14 protein-coding genes and 2 rRNA genes (1 of these 16 running past the window's edge) are annotated in these 19,881 nt (G+C 65.0%); 13 read left to right on the top strand and 3 right to left on the bottom strand.

The window, feature by feature from the left end:
* The first annotated feature begins 57 nt into the window (after nucleotides 1–57).
* The 13 genes from Q8O14_11600 to Q8O14_11540 all read left to right on the top strand — a co-directional run bounded on the left by Q8O14_11600 (nucleotide 58) and on the right by Q8O14_11540 (nucleotide 15,323).
* Complete coding sequence (locus Q8O14_11600) at nucleotides 58–798, top strand: FecR domain-containing protein (GenBank protein MDP2361371.1); 741 nt, start codon at nucleotides 58–60, stop codon at nucleotides 796–798.
* Nucleotides 791–2,911, top strand: a complete 2,121-nt coding sequence (locus Q8O14_11595; protein MDP2361370.1) for an adenylate/guanylate cyclase domain-containing protein — start codon at nucleotides 791–793, stop codon at nucleotides 2,909–2,911. The genes Q8O14_11600 and Q8O14_11595 overlap by 8 nt, the downstream gene beginning before the upstream one ends.
* A 92-nt stretch (nucleotides 2,912–3,003) precedes the next feature.
* Nucleotides 3,004–3,678 (top strand): hypothetical protein, encoded by a 675-nt coding sequence (locus tag Q8O14_11590; protein ID MDP2361369.1) that lies wholly within the window; start codon nucleotides 3,004–3,006, stop codon nucleotides 3,676–3,678.
* Nucleotides 3,678–4,349, top strand: coding sequence for a DUF1858 domain-containing protein (locus Q8O14_11585; protein MDP2361368.1), 672 nt, complete (start codon nucleotides 3,678–3,680; stop codon nucleotides 4,347–4,349). Before Q8O14_11590 ends, Q8O14_11585 begins: the two co-directional genes overlap by 1 nt.
* Nucleotides 4,350–4,696: 347 nt before the next feature.
* Nucleotides 4,697–5,422, top strand: coding sequence for a hypothetical protein (locus Q8O14_11580; GenBank protein ID MDP2361367.1), 726 nt, complete (start codon nucleotides 4,697–4,699; stop codon nucleotides 5,420–5,422).
* A 66-nt stretch (nucleotides 5,423–5,488) separates the two neighbouring features.
* A complete protein-coding gene (locus Q8O14_11575; protein ID MDP2361366.1) occupies nucleotides 5,489–7,177 on the top strand; it encodes a SpoIIE family protein phosphatase in 1,689 nt (562 codons plus the stop codon).
* A gap of 23 nt (nucleotides 7,178–7,200) precedes the next feature.
* Nucleotides 7,201–7,323: a hypothetical protein gene (locus Q8O14_11570; GenBank protein MDP2361365.1), complete on the top strand. Its 123-nt coding sequence runs from the start codon at nucleotides 7,201–7,203 to the stop codon at nucleotides 7,321–7,323.
* 120 nt (nucleotides 7,324–7,443) lie between these two features.
* Nucleotides 7,444–8,385, top strand: coding sequence for a carbamate kinase (locus Q8O14_11565; GenBank protein MDP2361364.1), 942 nt, complete (start codon nucleotides 7,444–7,446; stop codon nucleotides 8,383–8,385).
* Between the two features lie 130 nt (nucleotides 8,386–8,515).
* Entirely contained in the window at nucleotides 8,516–9,235 is a 720-nt protein-coding gene (locus Q8O14_11560; GenBank protein ID MDP2361363.1) for a phospholipase D family protein, read from the top strand.
* 220 nt (nucleotides 9,236–9,455) lie between these two features.
* Complete coding sequence (gene sucC, locus Q8O14_11555; GenBank protein ID MDP2361362.1) at nucleotides 9,456–10,634, top strand: ADP-forming succinate--CoA ligase subunit beta; 1,179 nt, start codon at nucleotides 9,456–9,458, stop codon at nucleotides 10,632–10,634.
* Between the two features lie 11 nt (nucleotides 10,635–10,645).
* On the top strand, nucleotides 10,646–11,515 hold the full coding sequence (gene sucD, locus Q8O14_11550; protein ID MDP2361361.1) for a succinate--CoA ligase subunit alpha: 870 nt from the start codon (nucleotides 10,646–10,648) through the stop codon (nucleotides 11,513–11,515).
* Nucleotides 11,516–11,616: 101 nt separating this feature from the next.
* On the top strand, nucleotides 11,617–12,045 hold the full coding sequence (gene ndk, locus Q8O14_11545; GenBank protein ID MDP2361360.1) for a nucleoside-diphosphate kinase: 429 nt from the start codon (nucleotides 11,617–11,619) through the stop codon (nucleotides 12,043–12,045).
* A gap of 143 nt (nucleotides 12,046–12,188) precedes the next feature.
* The gene (locus tag Q8O14_11540; protein MDP2361359.1) at nucleotides 12,189–15,323 is read left to right on the top strand and encodes a DEAD/DEAH box helicase; all 3,135 of its coding nucleotides are present in this window, start codon (nucleotides 12,189–12,191) and stop codon (nucleotides 15,321–15,323) included.
* On the opposite strand, the gene Q8O14_11535 is transcribed toward Q8O14_11540, so the two are convergent.
* The 3 genes from Q8O14_11535 to Q8O14_11525 form a co-directional block, all read right to left on the bottom strand.
* Complete coding sequence (locus Q8O14_11535; protein MDP2361358.1) at nucleotides 15,300–16,421, bottom strand: hypothetical protein; 1,122 nt, start codon at nucleotides 16,419–16,421, stop codon at nucleotides 15,300–15,302. The genes Q8O14_11540 and Q8O14_11535 overlap by 24 nt on opposite strands.
* Before the next feature lie 87 nt (nucleotides 16,422–16,508).
* Nucleotides 16,509–16,625 (bottom strand): 5S ribosomal RNA (rrf, locus tag Q8O14_11530).
* Nucleotides 16,626–16,717: 92 nt separating this feature from the next.
* Nucleotides 16,718–19,881 (bottom strand): 23S ribosomal RNA (locus Q8O14_11525) (it continues 145 nt past the right edge of the window).

Genomic DNA, 19,881 nt, shown 5'->3' with positions numbered 1-19,881 from the left:
TCGTCCGGCAGACTCCTACCTTGGCCATGCGTCGCCTCCACAGCCAGGGATCCAACCATGCGCAATCGACACCTGATCCATCTGTGCTCCGTGCTGGTCGCGGCCCTTGCCATGGCCGCATCCACCGGTGAGCGGACCGTGGGCTCCGTCAGCTTCTACATTGGGGATGTCCGCTGGCGGACGGGGGAGGGTCCCTGGCAACAGGCCCGCCTGGAACTACCCCTCACGGCCGCCCACGAATTGCGCACTGGCCCGGAAAGCCGGGCCGAGCTGAAGCTGGGCTCCAGCGTGGTGCGGCTGGGCGAGCAGAGCCTGGTCCGCCTGGCCGATCTCGCCGTGCACGAGGGCGCGGCCGAAGGCGGGTTGCAGCTGGTCATCGGGCGCATCTGGAGCCGTCTGCGCGGCCTGGGCGAGGGCGGTCTTGAAGTGCGCAGCCCCACCGCGGTGATGGCCGTGCGCGGCACGACTTTCCGCGCCGAGGCGGAGGCGGACTCCAGCCTGGCCCTCTGGGTCTACGAGGGTCGGGTGGACACCGGCCCCCCGCGCGGCGGACAGGTCGGCAGCACGCCCGCCGCCGGATCCAGCGGCGGCGCGCCGGTGCCCGTCCAGGGGGCGCCCCGGCCGGTGCCAGGCCCCTACGAGATCACCCTGGCGGAATGGGTGCAGGTCGTCCAGGGCCAGCTCCTCCGCCTGCGGGCGGACGGTCGCTATGCGGTGGAGCCCTTCGACCCGGAAGGGGACCGGCAGGAGGACTGGGTGCGCTGGAACCTGGAGCGGGACGCCCATTTCGATGACTGAGCGGCGCGGGAAGCTGCTGCGGGCCCTTGCCACCGGACTGGGGGCGACCGGACTGGGCCTCCTGCTGGCTGCCTGGTCGCCGGCCGGTCGCCTCTTCGAAAACGTGGAGGCCCGGCTGGGGGATCTCCGGGCGCGCGCCCTGCCCCCGCGACCGGCCGCCGCGGACACGCTCCTGCTCATCGTCGACATCGACCGCCGCAGCGTGGACAAACTGGGTCGCTTCCATTCCTGGCCCCGCACCCTGCTGGCCGACCTCGTGCTGCGGCTCCAGGCCGAGGGCGCCCGGGCCGTGGTCCTGGACCTGCTGCTGGACGAAGGGCCCGATCCTGCCGCCGACAGCCTCTTGTTGGTGGCCATGCGAAGCAGCGGTCGGGTGGTGGCGGGTGCCGCCTTCAGCGCGGCCGACAGCTCCACCTTCCTTTACGCCATGCCCCAGGCCGCCCCGGAGCTGCCCTCCCCCGCCCTGACCCTGCAGGGGGATCCCGCCACTTGGTGGCCACAGGAACGCCTCGAGCCACTGCTGCCCGGCCTGGCCGGCGCGGCGCGTTGGGGCTTCGTCAACGCCCGCCCGGACGAGGACGGGGTGGTGCGCCGGGCACCCCTGCTTGCCTCCTTCGCTGGACAGGTCTGGCCCTCCCTCGCCCTGGCCGCCCTGCCGCTGGCCCTGGACTGGCGCGGTCTTGCCGTCGAGGGCGATCCGGCCCGACTGATCCTGCGCGACACGGGCGGCCCGGGACGCCGCACCCTCAGGCTGGATGGCCGGGGCAATCTCCTGCTCAATTATCGCGGGCCCTGGCAGAGCTTTCGCACCGTCCCCTTCTACGATGTCCTGGCGGGTCGGCTGCCCGACGGCTTCCTGCGCGGCCGGGTGGTTCTGGTGGGATCCTCCCTCGCCGGGCTGGCCGACCTCAAGCCCGTTCCCCTCCAGGCCGCCTTCCCGGGCGTGGAGATCCAGGCCACCGAGCTGTCCAACCTGATGGCGGGCGACCCGCTGCGCGCCGCGGGCCGGGTCGGCTTGTTGGCCATGCTGCTGGTGGCCGCCCTGCCCGCCGCCCTCGCCTTCACCTGGCGGCGCAGTTGGCAAGGCCTGCTCCTGCTGGCCGCCATCGCTCTGCTGCTCTGGCTGGTCAGCTTGGCGGCCCTCCAGCGCGGACTGATCCTCCCAGTGGCCCTGCCCGCCGTGATGGGCACCCTGGCCGGAGGCGTCGCCCTGGCCCAGCGGCTTCTGGGCGAAGAGCAGCAGCGCCGCTGGCTGGCCTCCGCCTTCTCCCGCTATGTCTCACAGGAGCTGCTGGCCGAGCTGATGCGCCATCCGGAGCGGCTGCGGCTGGGCGGCGAGCGGCGCGAGCTGAGCCTGCTCTTCTGCGACATCCGCTCCTTCACCCGCATCAGCGAGGAAGTGGCGCCGGGAGAGCTGGGCGGCCTGCTCAACCGCTACCTGACGGCCATGAGCCGCGTCGTGCTGGAGCAGGGCGGCACCCTGGACAAATACATCGGGGACGCCATCGTCGCCTTTTTCGGGGCGCCCGTGGCCCAGACGGACCACGCCCGCCGCGCCCTCCGGGCGGCACGGGAGATGCAACGGCGCCTGGAGGACCTGCGCCGGGAATTCGCCGGCACGCCTTTCGCGGATCTGCAGGCGGGCATCGGCGTCCATTGCGGGCCGGTCCTGGTGGGCAACTTCGGCTCCGACCTGCGCTTCGACTACACGGCGATCGGGGACGCCATGAACCTGGCCAGCCGCCTGGAGGGGCTGACCAAGACCTACGCCAGCCCCGTCCTCGTGACGCGCGACGTGCTGGACGCCGCCGGGGTCGGGTTCGCGGCGCGCCTGGTGGACGTCGTGCGCGTGCTGGGCAAGAGGACGCCGGTGGCCGTGCACGAGCTGCTGGTGGCGGACGGCGAGCCGGATCCAGCCTGGCTGGCCGGCTACGAGGAGGCCCGGGCCTGCTACGCCGTCGGCCACTTCAGCACGGCGGCCCGCCTCTTCCACGAACATCTGGCCGGCTTTCCGGGCGATGGCGCCGCCCGTGAATTGCTGGGCCGCTGCGAGTTCCTCGTCCTGCACCACCGGGAAAACTGGGACGGCGTCTGGCGGCTCGACCGCAAATAAGGCCGGCAAGCACCCCCGCTCGATTCATTTGGACCTTCTTGTCCGATTTTCACACATTTGCCGCAACAACGAATCGCAATGAAGGAGCGGACGTGAGCGCCACCCTGGGTCCCATTCATCATGTGATGTACGAGCGCATCGGCCTGGCCGCGGTCCGCCAAAAGGATCTGCATGAGTTCGCCACGGCGCGCATGAGTCCGGGCCAGCGCGAGCAGCTGGCCGCCGCCTGGACCCTGCACCATCAGCCCCCCGCCGGCGACCTGGCGGAGCTGATCGCCGCGGCGCCCATCCATGCCTGGCTGCTGGAACAGATGGAATCCCTGCTCCTCTCCGAGTCCCAGCTGTGGGCCCTGCTGGCCGACCGTCCGGAGCGGGCGGCCCAGGTGCGGGCCCGGCTCCACGAACACGGGGTCCGGCTGGGCGAGGCCCTGCTCACGGAGGATCCTCTCCTCGCCACCGACGCCCGCCGACTGCTGGCGGCGGTGGAGCGCGTCCTGCTGCAGAGCATGCCCTGCGACCCGGTCTCCCAGGTGCTGGCGTCCTCCGAGCGCGCCTTCATCCTGCGGCGCGACCTGCTCTTCCATCAGTCCCTCTGGCGGCACGCCGGCCTGGCCGGGGACCTCGCCCTGGAGCTGCACGGCGCCTGGATGGCCGGCTTGATGGACGCCCTGCCCGGCGTCCGCTTCACCCGGACGGAGGTGACGGCGGGCGGCCGACGCCTCTTCGACGACCGTCTGACCATGGCCGCCGCGGCGGTGGAGGCCTGATGGACCGCACGACCCGATCCTTCATCTTCGCCAGCCTGGCCTGGCTTTGCCTGGGGACCGCCCTGGGCGTGGCCATGCTGCTGGGCTGGGGCAGCCCCGCCCACTTGCGTTTCGCCCACCTGCACCTGCTGCTGCTGGGCTTCATGGCCATGATGGTCTACGGCGTGGGCTATTTCATCCTGCCGCGCTTCAACGGCACCACCTTGCGCTGGCCCCGGCTGGTGGCTCCCCACTTCTGGATCTCCAACCTGGGCCTGCTGGGGCTGGTCTTCGCCGACGCCGGCTTCCGCCCCCTCTTCGCCCTCGTCTCCCTGGCCGGCGTGCTGCTCTTCGCCATCAACTTGGCGGCCACCCTCTTGGCCGCCCCCTCGGTGGACGAGCGCCTCGCTGCCAAGGGCTTGCCCCTCGCGGCGCCGGCCCCGCGCGGCGGGACGCCGCCACCACCGCCCCCGTTCGCTCCAACCGCCACGGCCGCTGTCCGGCTGACCGGCGAGGAGACCATCGGCGAGGTGTTGGCGCGCCACCCGCAGCTGGAGGAGACGATCCGCCTCTTCTTCGGCGACGGCTGCTTCAGCTGCCCCGGCCAAGCCACGGAAAACCTGGCCCAGGCCGCCCTGCTGCACAACATCGATCCCGCCCTGCTGCTGGGGGAACTGAGAAAACGCATCTGACACCGACGCGCCGGAGTCGTCTCCGAATCCGCGCCCTCGCGATCCGTTCTCATTCTGTCTGATCGCAAGTCTTCTGAAAACTTCGCCGAGGTGGAGATCCGCCTACGCCGTTCTTTAACAAAGCACACCCCTTACTATTAATATGTACTTTCTATGTTTGAGATAATGAAATCTAGTTACCTGGAATAATTGACCACCTTTTATTAGGATTTCCCTGGATTCATAGTGTTTAGGCATTGTTCATATCTGAACTTCCCGTCAGGAGGGACGCCCACCACCCGGGTGCCCTGACCCTTGGCAAGCGTGGGCCAGCCATCGCGCCGGAGTGGCTAAGCACGGGAGTTGCCATGAAGGGTAGCCAGGCAAGGCTGGTCATGGGATTCGTCCTCCTGGCGGGCCTTTTCGCCGCCGGCTGGTTCAACCTGACGCGGCGGATCGATCCCCAGCTTTCCTTTTCAGAGGACCATGGCTCAGTTCGAATGCAGGGGATCTCCTTCTCCCCGGCCACCCTGCAATCCGGCCTGCAGGACGGCGACTTGGTCGATTCCTTGAACGCCCTTCGCATCACCAGCGCCGAGCAGGCGCGTTGGGCAGCCTGCCGCCAGCCTGAGGGCCCCACCTTGCCGATCGTCGTCCGACGAGACGGCCAGCTCGTCCGCCTGGAGTTGGATCTGGTTCCGACCTTCACCCCGGTCACCCTGACATTGATGCTGAGCCTGGGGATCATGTTCAGCTCGCTGGGGCTGCTCGTATGGTACCATGGGGATCGCCGGGCGACCGCCAATGCCTACAGCCGCGCCTCGGTCCTCGTCGGCATCGCCTTCCTCCTGGCAGACACGACCAACGTCTTCAGCCAACCCCTCCTGCATGTCGGCTACGGCGTCCTCTGGATCCTTGTCTACGGCCTGCTGCCCGCCGGACTGATCGACTACACCCAGCGCTTCTGTCGGATCACCCTGCTGCCGGGGCATCCGTGGCTGTCCTTCAAGGGGATCTACCTGCCCGGCTTCATGGTCGCGACCGTGCTGTCGGTGGCCTTTGTCCGCATCGAAACGGGCCTGGACCACCCTTGAATCAGAGTCTGGGATGTCCTGTTCAACCAGATCCACAACCTGTCCTTCCTGCTCTCCTTCGTCTTCATGAACGGCTGCCTGGTCTATCGCCTGTGGCGACCCGTCAGTCCGACCGGGAGGATCAGGACACAGTGGGCCTTCTTCTCGCTGCTGGTCAGCGTGTCCCCTTTTGTCTTCTTCTACAAGGCCCCCGCGGCCTTCGGCCAGGCCCCGCTCATCCCGCTCTGGCTGGCCCAGGTCTTTCTCCTCCTGTTTCCCGTCGGCTGGGCCATGGCGGTGACGGCCTACCGCATGTTCGAGGTGGAATGGGTCCTCTCAAGGGCCATCGTCCACGCGGTCTCGACCGGGCTGGTCGCCGGCCTGCTGGCCGGGATCGCCGCGGTCGGTGTCCACTTCCATTCGACGGGAGCGACCTACTCGATCCCCCTGTTGGTCGCGCTGGGCGTGGTTACAGCCTACTTGCTGTTGAGTGGTCTGATCGGGCAGGTCCGTGTGCTCGTCGACCGGGTCCTCTACCGGGACGCCTACGACTATCAGAAAGTCCTGGGCGACCTCTCCCGCGAACTGGCAGAGTCGATCTCCGAACCGGCGATCGCCGGCATCCTGACCGACCGCCTGCCGCGTGCATTGCGCCTCACAAAATCCATGTGCGTGGTCCGATCCGGCTCGGACTACGTGCCCCTGCTGCCGGAAGGTGGCGGGGAGACGGGCACGTCCTGCCTGCGAGTTGCGGCGTCGGACCTGGCCCCGGACAGCGTCACGGCCCCGTCGGCCCTCTTCCGTCGCGCGCCGTCGAGCATCCGCGAGAGCGGCTTCCCGCACATGCTGTCCCTGTCCGCGGCGGACGTGGCCCGTGGCTTCCTGCTGCTGGGGGACAAGCTCTCCGGAGCGCCCTTCAGTGTCCGCGACATACGCCTGCTGGAGTCCTTCACCGCCCAGGTGACGATCTCACTTGACAACCTGGACATGCACCGCGAGCTGGTGAGAACGGAACAGGTCCGGCGGGAGCTGCTGGCCGCGGCTCGGATCCTGCGGCGGATCGTCCCCGGCGCCGACCGGATCCCCCACGTCGAGGGTTATGAGATCACTGGCCTGACCAAGTCCTGCAAGGAGGTGGGGGGCGACTACTTCGACGTCATCCCGATGCCAAGCGGCCGGTTGGCGCTGGTGATGTTCGATGTGTCCGGCAAGGGCCTGGAGGCCGCCCTGGTCGTCTCCACCCTCCAGGCGGCCTGCCACGTCCTGGCAAAAACCGGGGCCTCCCTCTGCGAGATTGCGCGGCAGGTGAACCAGGTTCTGGTGGACAACACCGCCAGCGAAACTTTCGCCACAGGCTTCGTCGCCTTCCTGGATCCAGGATCGGGCCGGCTGGAATCGGTCAACGCCGGGCACAACCCGCCCTATCTGGTGCTTGCGGGGGGCGTGCTCGTGCCCCTGGTTGCCGACACCATCCCCTTCGGGATCCTGCCAGGAGACGATTTTCCGTGCCAGGCGGCCCATCTCGTGGAAGGGGACCGGCTCTATTGCTACACCGACGGCGTGACGGAAGCCATGAACCGTGACGAGGAGATGTTTGGCGAAGGCCGGCTGGAAGCTCTCCTGCGCCGCTTGCCGCCTGCGCCCGGGCGAGCCTGCTTCCTGGATCCGATCGAAGCCGCCGTGTGTGCCTGGACGGGCAAGCCGATGGACGACACCGGATTCCCCCACGACGATTTCACCCATCTCAGTCTGCTGAGACTGAGACCGACGGTGTGATTCGGTGGGCGCTGCATCCTCGCATGGGCGACGGCTGCTTCAGCTGCCCCGGCCAGGCCAAGGAGAACCTGACCCAGGCCGCCCTGCTGCACAACATCGATCCCGCCCTGCTGCTGGAAGCCTTCCAGGCCCGATTGTCCGGCTGAGGGCCCCTCCCGGCCCCGATCGGTGGAAATCCGCGTCCGTGGCGGGGCGAAGCCCTTGTCCTCCTTCACTCCGGCATGCCCCTGAACTATATTGACAGCTTTTTCAGGGGCAGGCAGACCATGACCGAGCGCACGATCGTGATCGCCCTGGGCGGCAATGCCATTTCCACCCGCTCGAGCGACACCATCTACGACGAGTTCGCCAACACGCGGACCAGCCTGCGCGCCCTGCGTCCGCTCTTCGAGGCGGACCTGCGCCTGGTCATCACCCATGGCAACGGACCTCAGGTGGGCAAGCTGCTGCGCCGGGTCGAGCTGAGCCTCAGCGTCGTGCCGGAGACGCCGTTGGGCGTGCTGGTGGCCGACACCCAGGGCTCCATCGGCTACATGATCGAGCAGAGCCTGCAAAACTACTTGCACGACCACGGGATCGAACGCGACGTGGCCACCCTCCTCACCCAGGTGCTGGTGGACCCCAAGGATCCCGCCCTGCTGGAGCCCACCAAATTCGTGGGGCAGTTCTTCAGCGTGGCAGAGGCCATGCAATTCCGCCAGGACTACGGCTGGACCCTGCGGGAGGATTCAGGCCGGGGCTGGCGCCGGGTGGTGGGCAGCCCGCGTCCGCTGGAAATCGTCAACATCCAGGTGCTGAGGCGCCTGGTGGAGTCGGGCGTCATCGTCATCGCCGGCGGCGGCGGCGGCATCCCCTGCTACCTGGACGCCAAGGGCCATCTCGAGGGCGTGGACGCGGTGATCGACAAGGACCGCTGCTCGGCTCTGCTGGCCAACCAGCTGGGTGCCCGCGAACTGATGATCCTGACGGGCGTGCCCCGTGTCGCGGTGGAGTTCGGCAAGCCCGGCGAGCGCGTGCTGGACCGCATGACCGTGGCCCAGGCCCGCATCTGGCTGGCCGAGGGGCAGTTCCCGGCCGGCAGCATGGGCCCCAAGATCGAGTCGGCGATCCAATTCCTGGAGGGTGGCGGGGAGCGCTGCGTCATCACGGACTTCAGCGGCGTGGAGGACGCCGTGCATGGGCGCGGCGGGACCTGGATCGAGCGGTAGTGGATCACAATCGGCCGGCATCTTCGATATCGATATCGATATCGGGATCGCTATCGGGATCGACTGCGAGTGAATTCGATATCGGTATCGATATCGATAGCGTTAGACATACAAGAGTAAGGACATTCAAATGGCCAAGTTTCTGACCACTACAGGAGTCTCCTATGAGCTTGAGCGAATAATCAATAGCGCTAGCGAAAAATTAATCCTTGTTAGTCCATATTTAAAGCTAAACGATCGTGTGAAGACGTTATTGGAAGATAAAGATCGTATGAAACTTGATGTGCGTGTCGTTTATGGGAAAAGCGAACTTCAACCTGAAGAAATGGCATGGTTGCAGTCGAAAACATCAATTAGAACTAGTTTTTGCAAAAATCTGCATGCAAAATGCTATTTAAACGAGAGTTCTGCTCTGATAACTTCAATGAATCTTTACGAATATTCACAAGTAAATAACAACGAGATTGGTGTTTTAATCTCTAGGGATGAGGACTTATCACTATATAAGGAAGTTTACGAAGAAATCATGAGATTAATTAGATCTAGTGATGAACTTAGAGTCACAGTGGAAAAGGTAGATGATGTTCATGTTACAAAAGGTGGCACAAAGTCGAAACCTACTTCTGGTGCGAAGGAGTCTATCCCAGATAAAGGTTATTGCATTAGATGTGAAAAAGAAATCAAACCAAACTCGGAAATGCCGTATTGCAGAGATTGTTATGCATCTTGGGTTAAATATAAGAATCCGCAATATGAGGAGAGGCATTGTCATACTTGTGGCAAGCCTAACAAGTCAACAATAATAAAACCTGTTTGTTATGATTGTTTTAAGAAGTTTATGAAAAAATGATTAACCTGAAGATTGGCATCTGACATATATTTACCACCGTAGTCAACGCCTGTCACGCCGGTTGCGGAAAGGGTATGAAGGGTAATGAAGAATACTAAGGCAATCGTCGCGCCATGCGCTACGACTGACGCCAACGATTCCGATACCGATACCGATACCGATATCGATACCGATTCAATTGGGATGAATCACACATGATAACGACTGACAGAGGTTCACGATGAAGATCCACGAGTACCAGGGCAAGGAGATCCTCCAGCGCTTCGGCGTGCCGGTGCCCAAGGGCGTGGCCGTCCTCGAGGGCGAGGATGCGCGACAGGCGGCGGGGCATGCCTGGGAGCTGCTGGAGCAGCCGGTGGTGGTGGTCAAGGCGCAGATCCACGCCGGCGGACGGGGCAAGGGCGGCGGCGTCAAGCTGGCGCGCAGCCGGGAGGAGTGCCAGGAGCACGCCGCGCGCATCATGGGCATGCAGCTGGTGACGCACCAGACGGGACCGCAGGGCCAGCGGGTGCGCCGTCTCTGGATCGAACAGGGTTGCGCCATCGACCACGAATACTACGCGGGCCTGGTGCTGGACCGCCAGACCAGTCGCGTCACCTTGATGGTCTCCACCGAGGGCGGCATGGAGATCGAGAAGGTGGCGGCCGAGACGCCGGAGAGAATCATCAAGGAGGCGGTGGACCCGCGCGTGGGCTTCCAGCCCTACCAGGCGCGCCGCCTCGCCTTCGGGCTTGGCCTGGCGGGTGATCAGCACAAGGCCGCGGTGCGGACCTTCCTCGCCCTGGCCCGCGCCTACGAGGAGACCGACGCCAGCCTCTTCGAGATCAATCCCCTCGTCTCCACCAAGGACGGGGGGATGCTGGCCCTGGACGCCAAGGTCAACTTCGACGACAATTCCCTCTTCCGGCACCGGGATTTCCTGGAGCTGCGCGATTTGGCCGAAGAGGACCCCAACGAGATCGAGGCCTCGAAGCACGAACTCAACTACATCAAGCTGGACGGGACGGTGGGCTGCATGGTCAACGGCGCCGGCCTGGCCATGGCGACGATGGACATCATCAAGCACGTGGGCGGCGAGCCGGCCAACTTCCTGGACGTGGGCGGCGGCGCCAACGCCACCACGGTGGAGGCTGGCTTCAACATCATCCTCTCCGACGCCAACGTGCGGGCCGTCCTCATCAACATCTTCGGCGGCATCGTGCGCTGCGACCGCGTGGCGGGCGGCGTGATCGAGGCGGTGCGCAAGGTGGGCTTGAAGGTGCCGGTGGTGGTGCGCCTGGCGGGCACCAACCACGAGGAGGCGGCCGCCATGCTGCGTGGCAGCGGTATCGACCTGATCGTGGCCAACGACCTGAAGGACGCCGCCGAGAAGGTGGTCCACGCCGCGCGCGGCAACTGAGGAGAACGACCATGAGCATCCTTCTGGGCAAGGTCAACAAGGTCATCGTGCAGGGCTTCACCGGCGGCGAGGGCTCCTTCCACGCCGGCCAGATGATCGAGTACGGCACCAACATCGTGGGCGGCGTGACGCCGGGCAAGGGCGGCTCCACCCACCTGGACTGTCCGGTCTTCGACACGGTGCGCGACGCCGTGCGCGCCACAGGGGCCGACAGCTCCATCATCTTCGTGCCGCCCGCCTTCGCCGCGGACGCCATCCTCGAGGCGGTGGAGGCGGGCATCCGCCTGCTCGTGACCATCACCGAGGGCATTCCCACCCGCGACATGATTCCGGTCAAGGAGGCGCTCAAGGCCTCCTCCACGGTGATGATCGGCCCCAACTGCCCGGGCATCATCACGCCGGGGCAGGCCAAGCTGGGCATCCTGCCCGGTTTCATCCACAGCCCGGGACCGGTGGGCGTCATCAGCCGCAGTGGCACCCTCACCTACGAGGCCGTGGGCCAGCTGGGCGGCCGCGGCATCGGCCAGAGCACCTGCGTGGGGATCGGGGGCGACCCCATCATCGGCAGCACCTTCACCGACATCCTGCGTTTCTTCAAGGAGGACCGCGAGACGAAGGGCATCGTCCTCATCGGGGAGATCGGCGGCAGCGCCGAGGAGGAGGCCGCCGCCTACATCGCGGACAACATCAAGGTGCCGGTGGTGAGCTTCATCGCGGGCCAGACGGCCCCGCCCGGCCGCCGCATGGGCCACGCCGGCGCCATCATCAGCGGCGGCAAGGGCACGGCGGCGGAGAAAATGGCGGCCCTCCAGGCGGCGGGCATCCACGTGGCGAAGTCGCCGGCCGACATCGGCCCCATGATGGCCGAGCTGTTGTCCTGACGCCTTCCCCCTGCCAGGGGGAAGGCCGGGATGGGGGTTCGCCGCAAGCGCATTGTCAATCCCTAACCGCGCGCCCGTCGCGCCATCAGCAAGGAAGCACCATGGAACGCACCCTGGTCATCATCAAGCCCGACGCCGTCGAGCAGGGCCACATCGGCCACATCCTGTCCATCATCGAAGAGCAACCGGGCCTGGACATCATCGCCCTGCGCAAGGTGCGGCTCAGCCCGGAGGACGCCCGCACCTTCTACGCCATCCACAAGGAGCGCCCCTTCTACGGCGAGCTGGTGCAGTACATGACCCGCGGCCCGGTGGTGGCCATCGCCGTGGAGGGCGAGAACGCCGTCAAGCGCATGCGCGAGGTGATCGGCGCCACCAACCCCAAGGAGGCCGCGGCGGGAACCATCCGCAAGCTCTACGCCGCCTCCATCGGCGAGAACGCCGTGCATGGCAGCGACAGCCCGGAGAATGGCCGCGTGGAGACATCCTTCTTCTTCTTCGAGCGGGAGTTCCTGCGGCTGCGCAGATAGCACCGGCACCCGCCCGGCAACCGTCTGACGCGGCCACTCCCGCAGGTGGGCAGCCGGCAAGGACGATTGGCGCCGGCTCGGCGGCGATGTTCCCATGTGTCACTGGGCGGCATGGCGGCGGCTGATGGGAGGGGGAGACGGCAATGGCGACCAAGGGAAACGGTTTCTTCACGCGCCGGCGGGACTTCACGCTGGAGCGGCTGGCGGCACTCGCCAGTCCGCGCATCATCCGACGGGGCCTGGGCTACGCGGGCGCGGGTCGCGTGCAGGGACTGGTCGCCGCGCCGGATCGCCTGGAGGCACGTGTCATCGGCACAGAGCGCGAACCCTACCTGGTCACGCTGGAGCACGACGGCGAGGAGATCCTGTCCACCTGCTCGTGCCCCTTCACCTGGGAGCCTCTCTGCAAGCATGCCATCGCCGTCCTGGCCGAGCATTTCTCCCTGGGAGCCCCGGCCACTGCGGGCGTGGCGGAAGGTCCGGAGGCCGGCGAGCTTGCTGTGCGGAGAGCGCGTGGGATGAAGGAGGACTTCGTCGTCAAGCGCCTGGAGGGGGAGTCCTGTTTCGGCATCTTCGCGGTGCAATCCGCGAAGGGACTTGGCTACCAGGTGGAGATCCGCTCCCTGCGTGAATCGGTCAACCGCTGCACCTGCCCGGATTACGCCGGATCGATGCTGGGCACCTGCAAGCACATCGAGGCGGTCCTGGTCCGCCTGCGGACTCGCGCTCCGCGGGCTTACGAGCGCGCCGCCCGCCTGGGATCAGGCCTGGCGCAGATCCTCCTTGACATGCGCGACACGCCGCGCATCCGCCTTCTGCTTCCGGCAAGACCCAGCGAGTCGCAGCGTCGCTTGTCGCAGGACTACTTCGACCGGGCGGGCTGCCTCCTGGGCGATCCCGTGGCGGATTTCGACCGCATGCGGAGCCGCGCGCGCCTGGTGCCTGGCGTGGTCGTGTACAAGGACGCGGAGGAGTGGTCCGAGCATCTAGCCCACCAGCGCTTGAGCCGTCGGCGCAAGGAGGAGATCCTGCGCGCCATGCAGGGCGCCCGCATCCCCGGCATTCGGGGCGAACTCTATCCCTATCAATTGGAGGGCGCGGCTTTCCTGGCCGCCGGTGGTCGAGGCCTGCTGGCTGACGACATGGGCTTGGGCAAGACCCTCCAAGCCATCGCCGGCGCCCAGATCCTGCGGAACCGGGACGAACTCCGCCGTGCCCTGGTGCTGTGCCCCGCCTCGCTGAAATCCCAATGGGCGGCGGAGATCCTGCGCTTCACGGGGGAGACGGCCATGATCGTCGACGGCGGACCGGCCGAACGGTTGGAGCAGTACCGCGCCCGGCGTCCATTCACCATCTCCAACTACGAGCTGGCCCTGCGCGACGGCCAAGCGATCGCCGAGCTTGCGCCCGACCTGCTGATCGTGGACGAGGCGCAGCGCATCCGCAATTGGCGAACCCGGACCGCCGAAGCGATCAAGACGATCCGCACGCCCTTCGCCTTCGTCCTGACCGGGACTCCCCTGCAGAACAGGCTCGATGACTTGTACAGCGTTATGCAGGTGGTGGATCGGCGGGTGCTGGGCCCACTGTGGGCTTTCAATGAGCAATTCATGATCCGCACGGAGGACCGCGGCCGCATCGAGGGCTACAAGAATCTCGATGAGTTGCGCCGCCGCCTGGCTCCCGTCTTGTTGAGGCGCGACAAGTCCGACGTGATGCGGCAACTGCCCGAGCGCATCGACACCCGTCGCCTGACACCCTTGACGGCGCGACAGCGGGAACTGATGGAGGAGGGCGTCGCCACCGCCGCCAAACTGGCCGCCACGGCCCGTCGGCGCAACCTCCTCCCCAAGGAGCAGGAACGGCTCTTCAAAGCCATGCAGAGGGCCCGGATGGCCTGCAACGCCGCGGGACTGGTGGACAAGGAGTCGATCGGATCGCCCAAACTGGACGAGTTGGAGCAATTGCTGAGCGACCTCTGCCTGGATGAGGGCCGCAAGGTCGTGGTGTTCAGCGAGTGGGAGCGCTTCTGCCGGATGGCCGCCCAGCGCGCGGAGAAACTGGGGATTCCCCACGTCCGCCTGCATGGCCGGGTGCCCAGCGCCCAACGCGGGGCCCTGATCGAGCGCTTCCGCGAGGATCCGGATTGCCGGGTCTTCTTCTCCACGGATGCGGGCGGCGTCGGATTGAACCTGCAGTTCGCCGGCACGCTGATCAACCTGGACCTGCCCTGGAACCCCGCCGTGCTCGAGCAGCGCATCGGACGCGTGCATCGCCACGGCCAGCAAGAGCGCGTCCACGTCCTGCTGCTCATCGCCGAGGACTCCTTCGAGAGCGGGTTGGAACGCACGCTGGGTTCCAAGCGCCAGCTGTTCGACGCCGCCCTCGATCCGCGCTCGGAGGAGATCAGCGTGCATGCGCCGGCCAGTTGTCTGGAAACCGTGCGCCAGGCGCTGGGCGAATCTGACACGGAGGCGGGCGACTCGATCGAGTCGCAAGAGGGCGACGCCCCACGGGAGGCACACTCCCCACTAACCGCAGGACAGGAGAGGCCCACGGCCGCGGGTCCACCCCACCTGGAGGGACTCGACGAGCCGCTTGCCCACCTGGCGGCCTGCCTGGGTCCGCGCCTGGGCAAGGCCTTCCGCCTGGCCTCCGGCCAACTGGTGGCGCTGGTGGACCGGGTGGATGACATCACCCGGGCCGCTGCCCGCAAGGCCGGCGTGGCGCTGATGGAGACAAGCGCGCTGGACGGCCTGGCGGCCCTGGGAGCGGACTCGCCATTTGCCACCGCCCAGCTGCTGCTGGACCAGGAAGGATTCCAGGATGCGCTGGGATCGGCGCGACGGGCGGAGTGGCAGGCTCTCGCCCGGCGCAAGCTGTCCGCGGCGCGCCTCCTGGCGGCCGGCGACCAGGGCTCCGAGAGCATGGCACAGGTCCAGGCCGGCATGATCGCTGCATTGAAGTCCCTGATTGTCGAAGAGGGGCACTGGGCGCTTCCCACCCTGCGATTGGTTCACGAGGTGCTGGTGCCCGCCGGCCGATTGGATCTGGAGCAGGCCGCAGCGATCGCACGGGCAATGGCCTTGGCCGCCGCCTATGTTGACAGCCCGCAGGCCGCGCCGGCGGCGCTGGTCGAGGGGGTGATCGCCGATGCGGAAAGGCTGCTGGATGGCTGCCTGCGGGACGGCAACGTCAATCCGCCGACGGAACCGACTCTCCTTGTGAGATCGTCTATGGCTGGCGCGCGGTCCTCACTTCCCCCCAGCGGGAAATGACCGGCCCAGGCCTACCTGGATAATCGTCTGTTTGCGGAAGGCGCCGGGTCCAAGGTGGCTGTCGGCCACTTTCAGGTCAAGGCGGGCCGGCCCCAGCGGCAGGCTGACGCCACCCAGCAGGAAGAGCGTGCTCTGCTCCCCGTCGAATTGCTTGTCCAGCCAGGAGCCGCGCACGGGGTTGGTGCCGCTGCTGGCCAGGCCGGCATGCCAGCCCACGGCGCCGGGCAAGGCGTGGTGGAGCAGGAGCGCCGCCTCCAGGCGATCGCGAAAGCCAAGGAGCTGCCCGCTCCACTCGGTGAAGCGCAGGTTGAGATCCGCTGACCAGCCCGGTCGGAAGGTCCAGCCCGCCTGGGCATGCCAGGCCTGCGGCAGGCGGCCCCAGACCTGCACGGTGTCCCGCTGGTCGCGGGCAGGGCCGGTCCACACCGGCGCCACATGGCTCCAGGTTGCGGGGCCCTCCCAGCCCACCGCGCCCACCAGGTCCCCCCACTGCGCCCGGCCGCCCGCTTGCCAACTCCATTCACCCAGGTAGCGCTGGGCCTCCACCTGATCGACGCGCAGACTGTTGCGGGAAAGGCCGGCGCCCAAGCGCAGACCGAGGCCGCCGCAGCAGGGCGGGAGCAGGTCCCAGGCCGCCTGAAAGTTCCAGCGCTCCAAACGGGCATCCCAGTCCCGCCCGGCACTTAGCGTGTCGAAAGGCGTGACCCAGGTGCGCTCGTGGCTGTTGTATCGCTGCTCCCAGCCCGTCCCCACCGCCAAGGGTCCCAGCCAACCGCGCAGCGCCGCCCCGGCCGGCATCCAGGGACGGCTTCGCGGCACGGCCTTGCGCCACGTGCTCTCTGGATCACCTGTCTGTGCCTGGTGGGTGAAGGCCAGGCCCCACCCGGTGGCGCCGCTGATGAGGGCCGGATTGCGCCGGGACTGGGCAGGCTGGTCGATCTCGGTCAGAGGCAGGGCCAGCTCATCCAGATCGGGCAGGCTGTGGCCGCCGATCTGCCAAAGCTGGGAGTAGGTGCGGTAGTCGGCATGGGCGGGACTCAGTCCAGCGACCAGAGCCAGCAAGAGGGAGAGGCGGCGGTACCTGGACAGCTTGGACATGGAGGAAGCCTCCCATCAAGATCGTGGCGGCAATTTCCCGCGAAAAAGCACGAAAGGCCCCGGTTGGGGCCTTTCGTGTGAAGAAAGAACAGGCGACGACCTACTCTCCCACAGGGTTACCCCTGCAGTACCATTGGCGCGGGCGGGCTTAACTTCTCTGTTCGGGATGGGAAGAGGTGGGACCCCGCCGCCATGGTCACCTGTAATGGATGTCAAGGGTGTTGGTTGACATGTGGCGTCTTGTTGCATTGAACCGTAAGTCATCGAAGAGTCACCCTGCGTGTCAGGGGAAGAAAAAGATCAAGTCACACGGCCGATTAGTACGACTTGGCTGAACACGTTACCGTGCGTACACCTGTCGCCTATCAACGTCCTAGTCTCGGACGGGCCTGAGTGAGAGTTAATCTTGAGGTCGGTTTCGCACTTAGATGCTTTCAGCGCTTATCCGATCCGAACATAGCTACCCAGCCGTGCCGCTGGCGCGACAACTGGTACACCAGAGGTTCGTCCACACCGGTCCTCTCGTACTTGATGCAGCTCCTCTCAACTCTCATACGCCCACGACGGATAGGGACCGAACTGTCTCACGACGTTCTGAACCCAGCTCACGTGCCACTTTAATTGGCGAACAGCCAAACCCTTGGGACCTTCTACAGCCCCAGGATGTGACGAGCCGACATCGAGGTGCCAAACCTCCCCGTCGATGTGAACTCTTGGGGGAGATAAGCCTGTTATCCCCGGGGTACCTTTTATCCTTTGAGCGACGGCAATTCCACACTCTACCGCCGGATCACTAAGGCCTGCTTTCGCATCTGCGCGACGTGTTGGTCTTGCAGTCAAGCTCCCTTATGCCTTTACACTCTTCGCACGATTGCCGACCGTGCTGAGGGAACCTTTGCGAGCCTCCGGTACCATGTGGGAGGCGACCGCCCCAGTCAAACTACCCGCCTGACACTGTCCCGGATGCGGATTCACGCATCGCGGTTAGAATTCCACCAGGGCAAGGGTGGTATTTCAAGGGTGACTCCGCGACCACTGGCGTGGCCGCCTCAACGTCTCCCACCTATCCTACACATGCTAAGATAGAACCCAATGTCAGGGTATAGTAAAGGTCCACGGGGTCTTTCCGTCCTGTCGCGGGTAGCCGGCATCTTCACCGACATTGCAATTTCACCGATTCCGTGGTCGAGACAGCGCCCAGATCGTTACACCATTCGTGCAGGTCGGAACTTACCCGACAAGGAATTTCGCTACCTTAGGACCGTTATAGTTACGGCCGCCGTTTACTGGGGCTTCGGTTCAAAGCTACCCCCCGCACCTAAATCACTCCAAGCTGGAACGAATTCGTTCCATCAAAAGCCGTCTACTTCGTCCATCCTGTTTCAGCCGCCGCTCCCGAAGCAGCGCCGCCGATTTTGACAGATAGGCTTCGTAGTAGACAATGCGCCATGTCTTCCCATGTGTCGAGGCCGTGAGGCCGGCATTGTGCGCCACCAAGCGGGCTTCCAGATCCCGGGTGGATCCGATGTACCAGCTGGGTTCGACACACGTGCTTTGCAACACATAGACAAAATGCATGGCGGTCTTTCGAAGTGATTTAGGTGCGGGGTTGACCTCTCCCCTTAACCTTCCAGCACCGGGCAGGTGTCACACCCTATACCGCGTCTTACGACTTCGCAGAGTGCTGTGTTTTTGGTAAACAGTCGCCTGGGCCTGGTCACTGCGGCCCCCTCGAAATCTGGACGCGAAGTCCGTCTCCCAAGGAGGCACTCCTTATCCCGAAGTTACGGAGCTAATTTGCCGAGTTCCTTAACCACGGTTCTATCGATCACCTGAGGATTCTCACCCCATCTACCTGAGTCGGTTTGCGGTACGGTCCGCGTCGTCCCTCGCTTAGAGGCTTTTCTTGGCAGCGTGCTTGGGGACAGTTGCGAGCCTTGCGGCTCTCCCATTCGCGCCTCGGAGTATTTGTGACGGATTTGCCTATCACACTCCCACACGCTTAGACCGGCAAGCCAGTGTCCGGCTGTCCTTACGCGTCTGCGTCCCCCCATCGCTCAAACGGTCCAACACGGGTACAGGAATATTCGCCTGTTTCCCATCGCCTACGCCTTTCGGCCTCGGCTTAGGGGCCGACTAACCCCCCGCAGATTACCTTTACGGAGGAAACCTTAGACTTTCGGTGGGAAGGTTTCTCACCTTCCTTATCGTTACTTATGCCAGCATGATCTTTTCCGTCTCCTCCAGCAGGAATCGCTTCCCACCTTCACCGGTTAACGGAATGCTCCCCTACCGATCCTTGCGGATCCCGGAGCGTCGGCGGTGGCCTTGAGTCCCGGAAATTATCGGCGCGACATCGCTCGACCAGTGAGCTATTACGCACTCTTTAAAGGATAGCTGCTTCTAAGCTAACCTCCTGGTTGTCTGAGCAACGACACATCCTTTGTCACTTAAGCCACACTTAGGGGCCTTAGCTGTCGGTCTGGGTTCTTTCCCTCTCGGCCGCGAAACTTATCTCACGCGACCTGACTCCCGGGTTAAACATAACGGCATTCGGAGTTTATCAGAGTTTGGTACCCTGGTGAGGGCCCTAGTTCTGCCAGTGCTCTACCTCCGTCAGTCATCACCCGAGGCTAGCCCTAAAGCTATTTCGGGGAGTACGAGCTATCTCCAGGTTTGATTAGCCTTTCACCCCTACCCACAGTTCATCCAAACACTTTTCAACGTGTCCTGGTTCGGTCCTCCAGTTCCTTTTACAGAACCTTCAACCTGACCATGGGTAGATCACCTGGGTTCGCGTCTACCGCCCCATACCTGCGCCCTATTCAGACTCGCTTTCGCTCTGGCTCCGGTGCTGAACACCTTAACCTGCATGGGACGAGTAACTCGCTGGCTCATTATGCAAAAGGCACGCGGTCACCCCGCACCTAAATCCCTCCGGCGCACTTGCTTCTCAAGTGCCTGTCCTTCCGCCCGCGCAGAAGGGATTTAGGTGCGGGGCTCCCACAGCTTGTAAGCGCACGGTTTCAGGGTCTCTTTCACTCCCCTCCCGGGGTGCTTTTCACCTTTCCCTCACGGTACTGGTTCACTATCGGTCACAGACGAGTATTTAGCCTTGGCGGGTGGTCCCGCCGGATTCCCACAAGGTTTCTCGTGCCCCGTGGTACTTGGGATACCGACCGAAGGAAGCGCGGATTTCGCCTACGGGCCTGTCACCCTCTCTGGCGCGCCTTTCCAGACGCTTCGACTATCCGACTTCTTGGTAACTTCGTGTGGCTGATGAGGCAGCCACCGCCGGTCCCACGACCCCCACGCCACAACGCCCTCACGCTTGAACATGACATGGGTTTAGGCTCTTCCCCGTTCGCTCGCCGCTACTAGGAGAATCACGGTTGTTGTCTTTTCCTCCGGGTACTTAGATGTTTCAGTTCCCCGGGTTCGCCTCCCTTTCGGGATAGTG

This window comes from bacterium, from assembly GCA_030685015.1.
Lineage (GTDB): Bacteria > CAIWAD01 > CAIWAD01 > CAIWAD01 > CAIWAD01 > CAIWAD01.
Note: the sequence above shows the minus strand (reverse complement) of the source record. Positions and strands in the feature narration are given on the sequence as shown.

Bases quoted from the DNA above. Each gene is read 5' to 3' on its own strand.
- Q8O14_11600 (MDP2361371.1), top strand. From the start codon at position 58: ATGCGCAATCGACACCTGATCCATCTGTGCTCCGTGCTGGTCGCGGCC.
- Q8O14_11595 (MDP2361370.1), top strand. From the start codon at position 791: ATGACTGAGCGGCGCGGGAAGCTGCTGCGGGCCCTTGCCACCGGACTG.
- Q8O14_11585 (MDP2361368.1), top strand. From the start codon at position 3,678: ATGGACCGCACGACCCGATCCTTCATCTTCGCCAGCCTGGCCTGGCTT.
- Q8O14_11580 (MDP2361367.1), top strand. From the start codon at position 4,697: ATGAAGGGTAGCCAGGCAAGGCTGGTCATGGGATTCGTCCTCCTGGCG.
- Q8O14_11575 (MDP2361366.1), top strand. From the start codon at position 5,489: ATGAACGGCTGCCTGGTCTATCGCCTGTGGCGACCCGTCAGTCCGACC.
- Q8O14_11570 (MDP2361365.1), top strand. From the start codon at position 7,201: ATGGGCGACGGCTGCTTCAGCTGCCCCGGCCAGGCCAAGGAGAACCTG.
- Q8O14_11565 (MDP2361364.1), top strand. From the start codon at position 7,444: ATGACCGAGCGCACGATCGTGATCGCCCTGGGCGGCAATGCCATTTCC.
- Q8O14_11560 (MDP2361363.1), top strand. From the start codon at position 8,516: ATGGCCAAGTTTCTGACCACTACAGGAGTCTCCTATGAGCTTGAGCGA.
- sucC (MDP2361362.1), top strand. From the start codon at position 9,456: ATGAAGATCCACGAGTACCAGGGCAAGGAGATCCTCCAGCGCTTCGGC.
- sucD (MDP2361361.1), top strand. From the start codon at position 10,646: ATGAGCATCCTTCTGGGCAAGGTCAACAAGGTCATCGTGCAGGGCTTC.
- ndk (MDP2361360.1), top strand. From the start codon at position 11,617: ATGGAACGCACCCTGGTCATCATCAAGCCCGACGCCGTCGAGCAGGGC.
- Q8O14_11540 (MDP2361359.1), top strand. From the start codon at position 12,189: ATGGCGACCAAGGGAAACGGTTTCTTCACGCGCCGGCGGGACTTCACG.
- Q8O14_11535 (MDP2361358.1), bottom strand. From the start codon at position 16,421: ATGTCCAAGCTGTCCAGGTACCGCCGCCTCTCCCTCTTGCTGGCTCTG.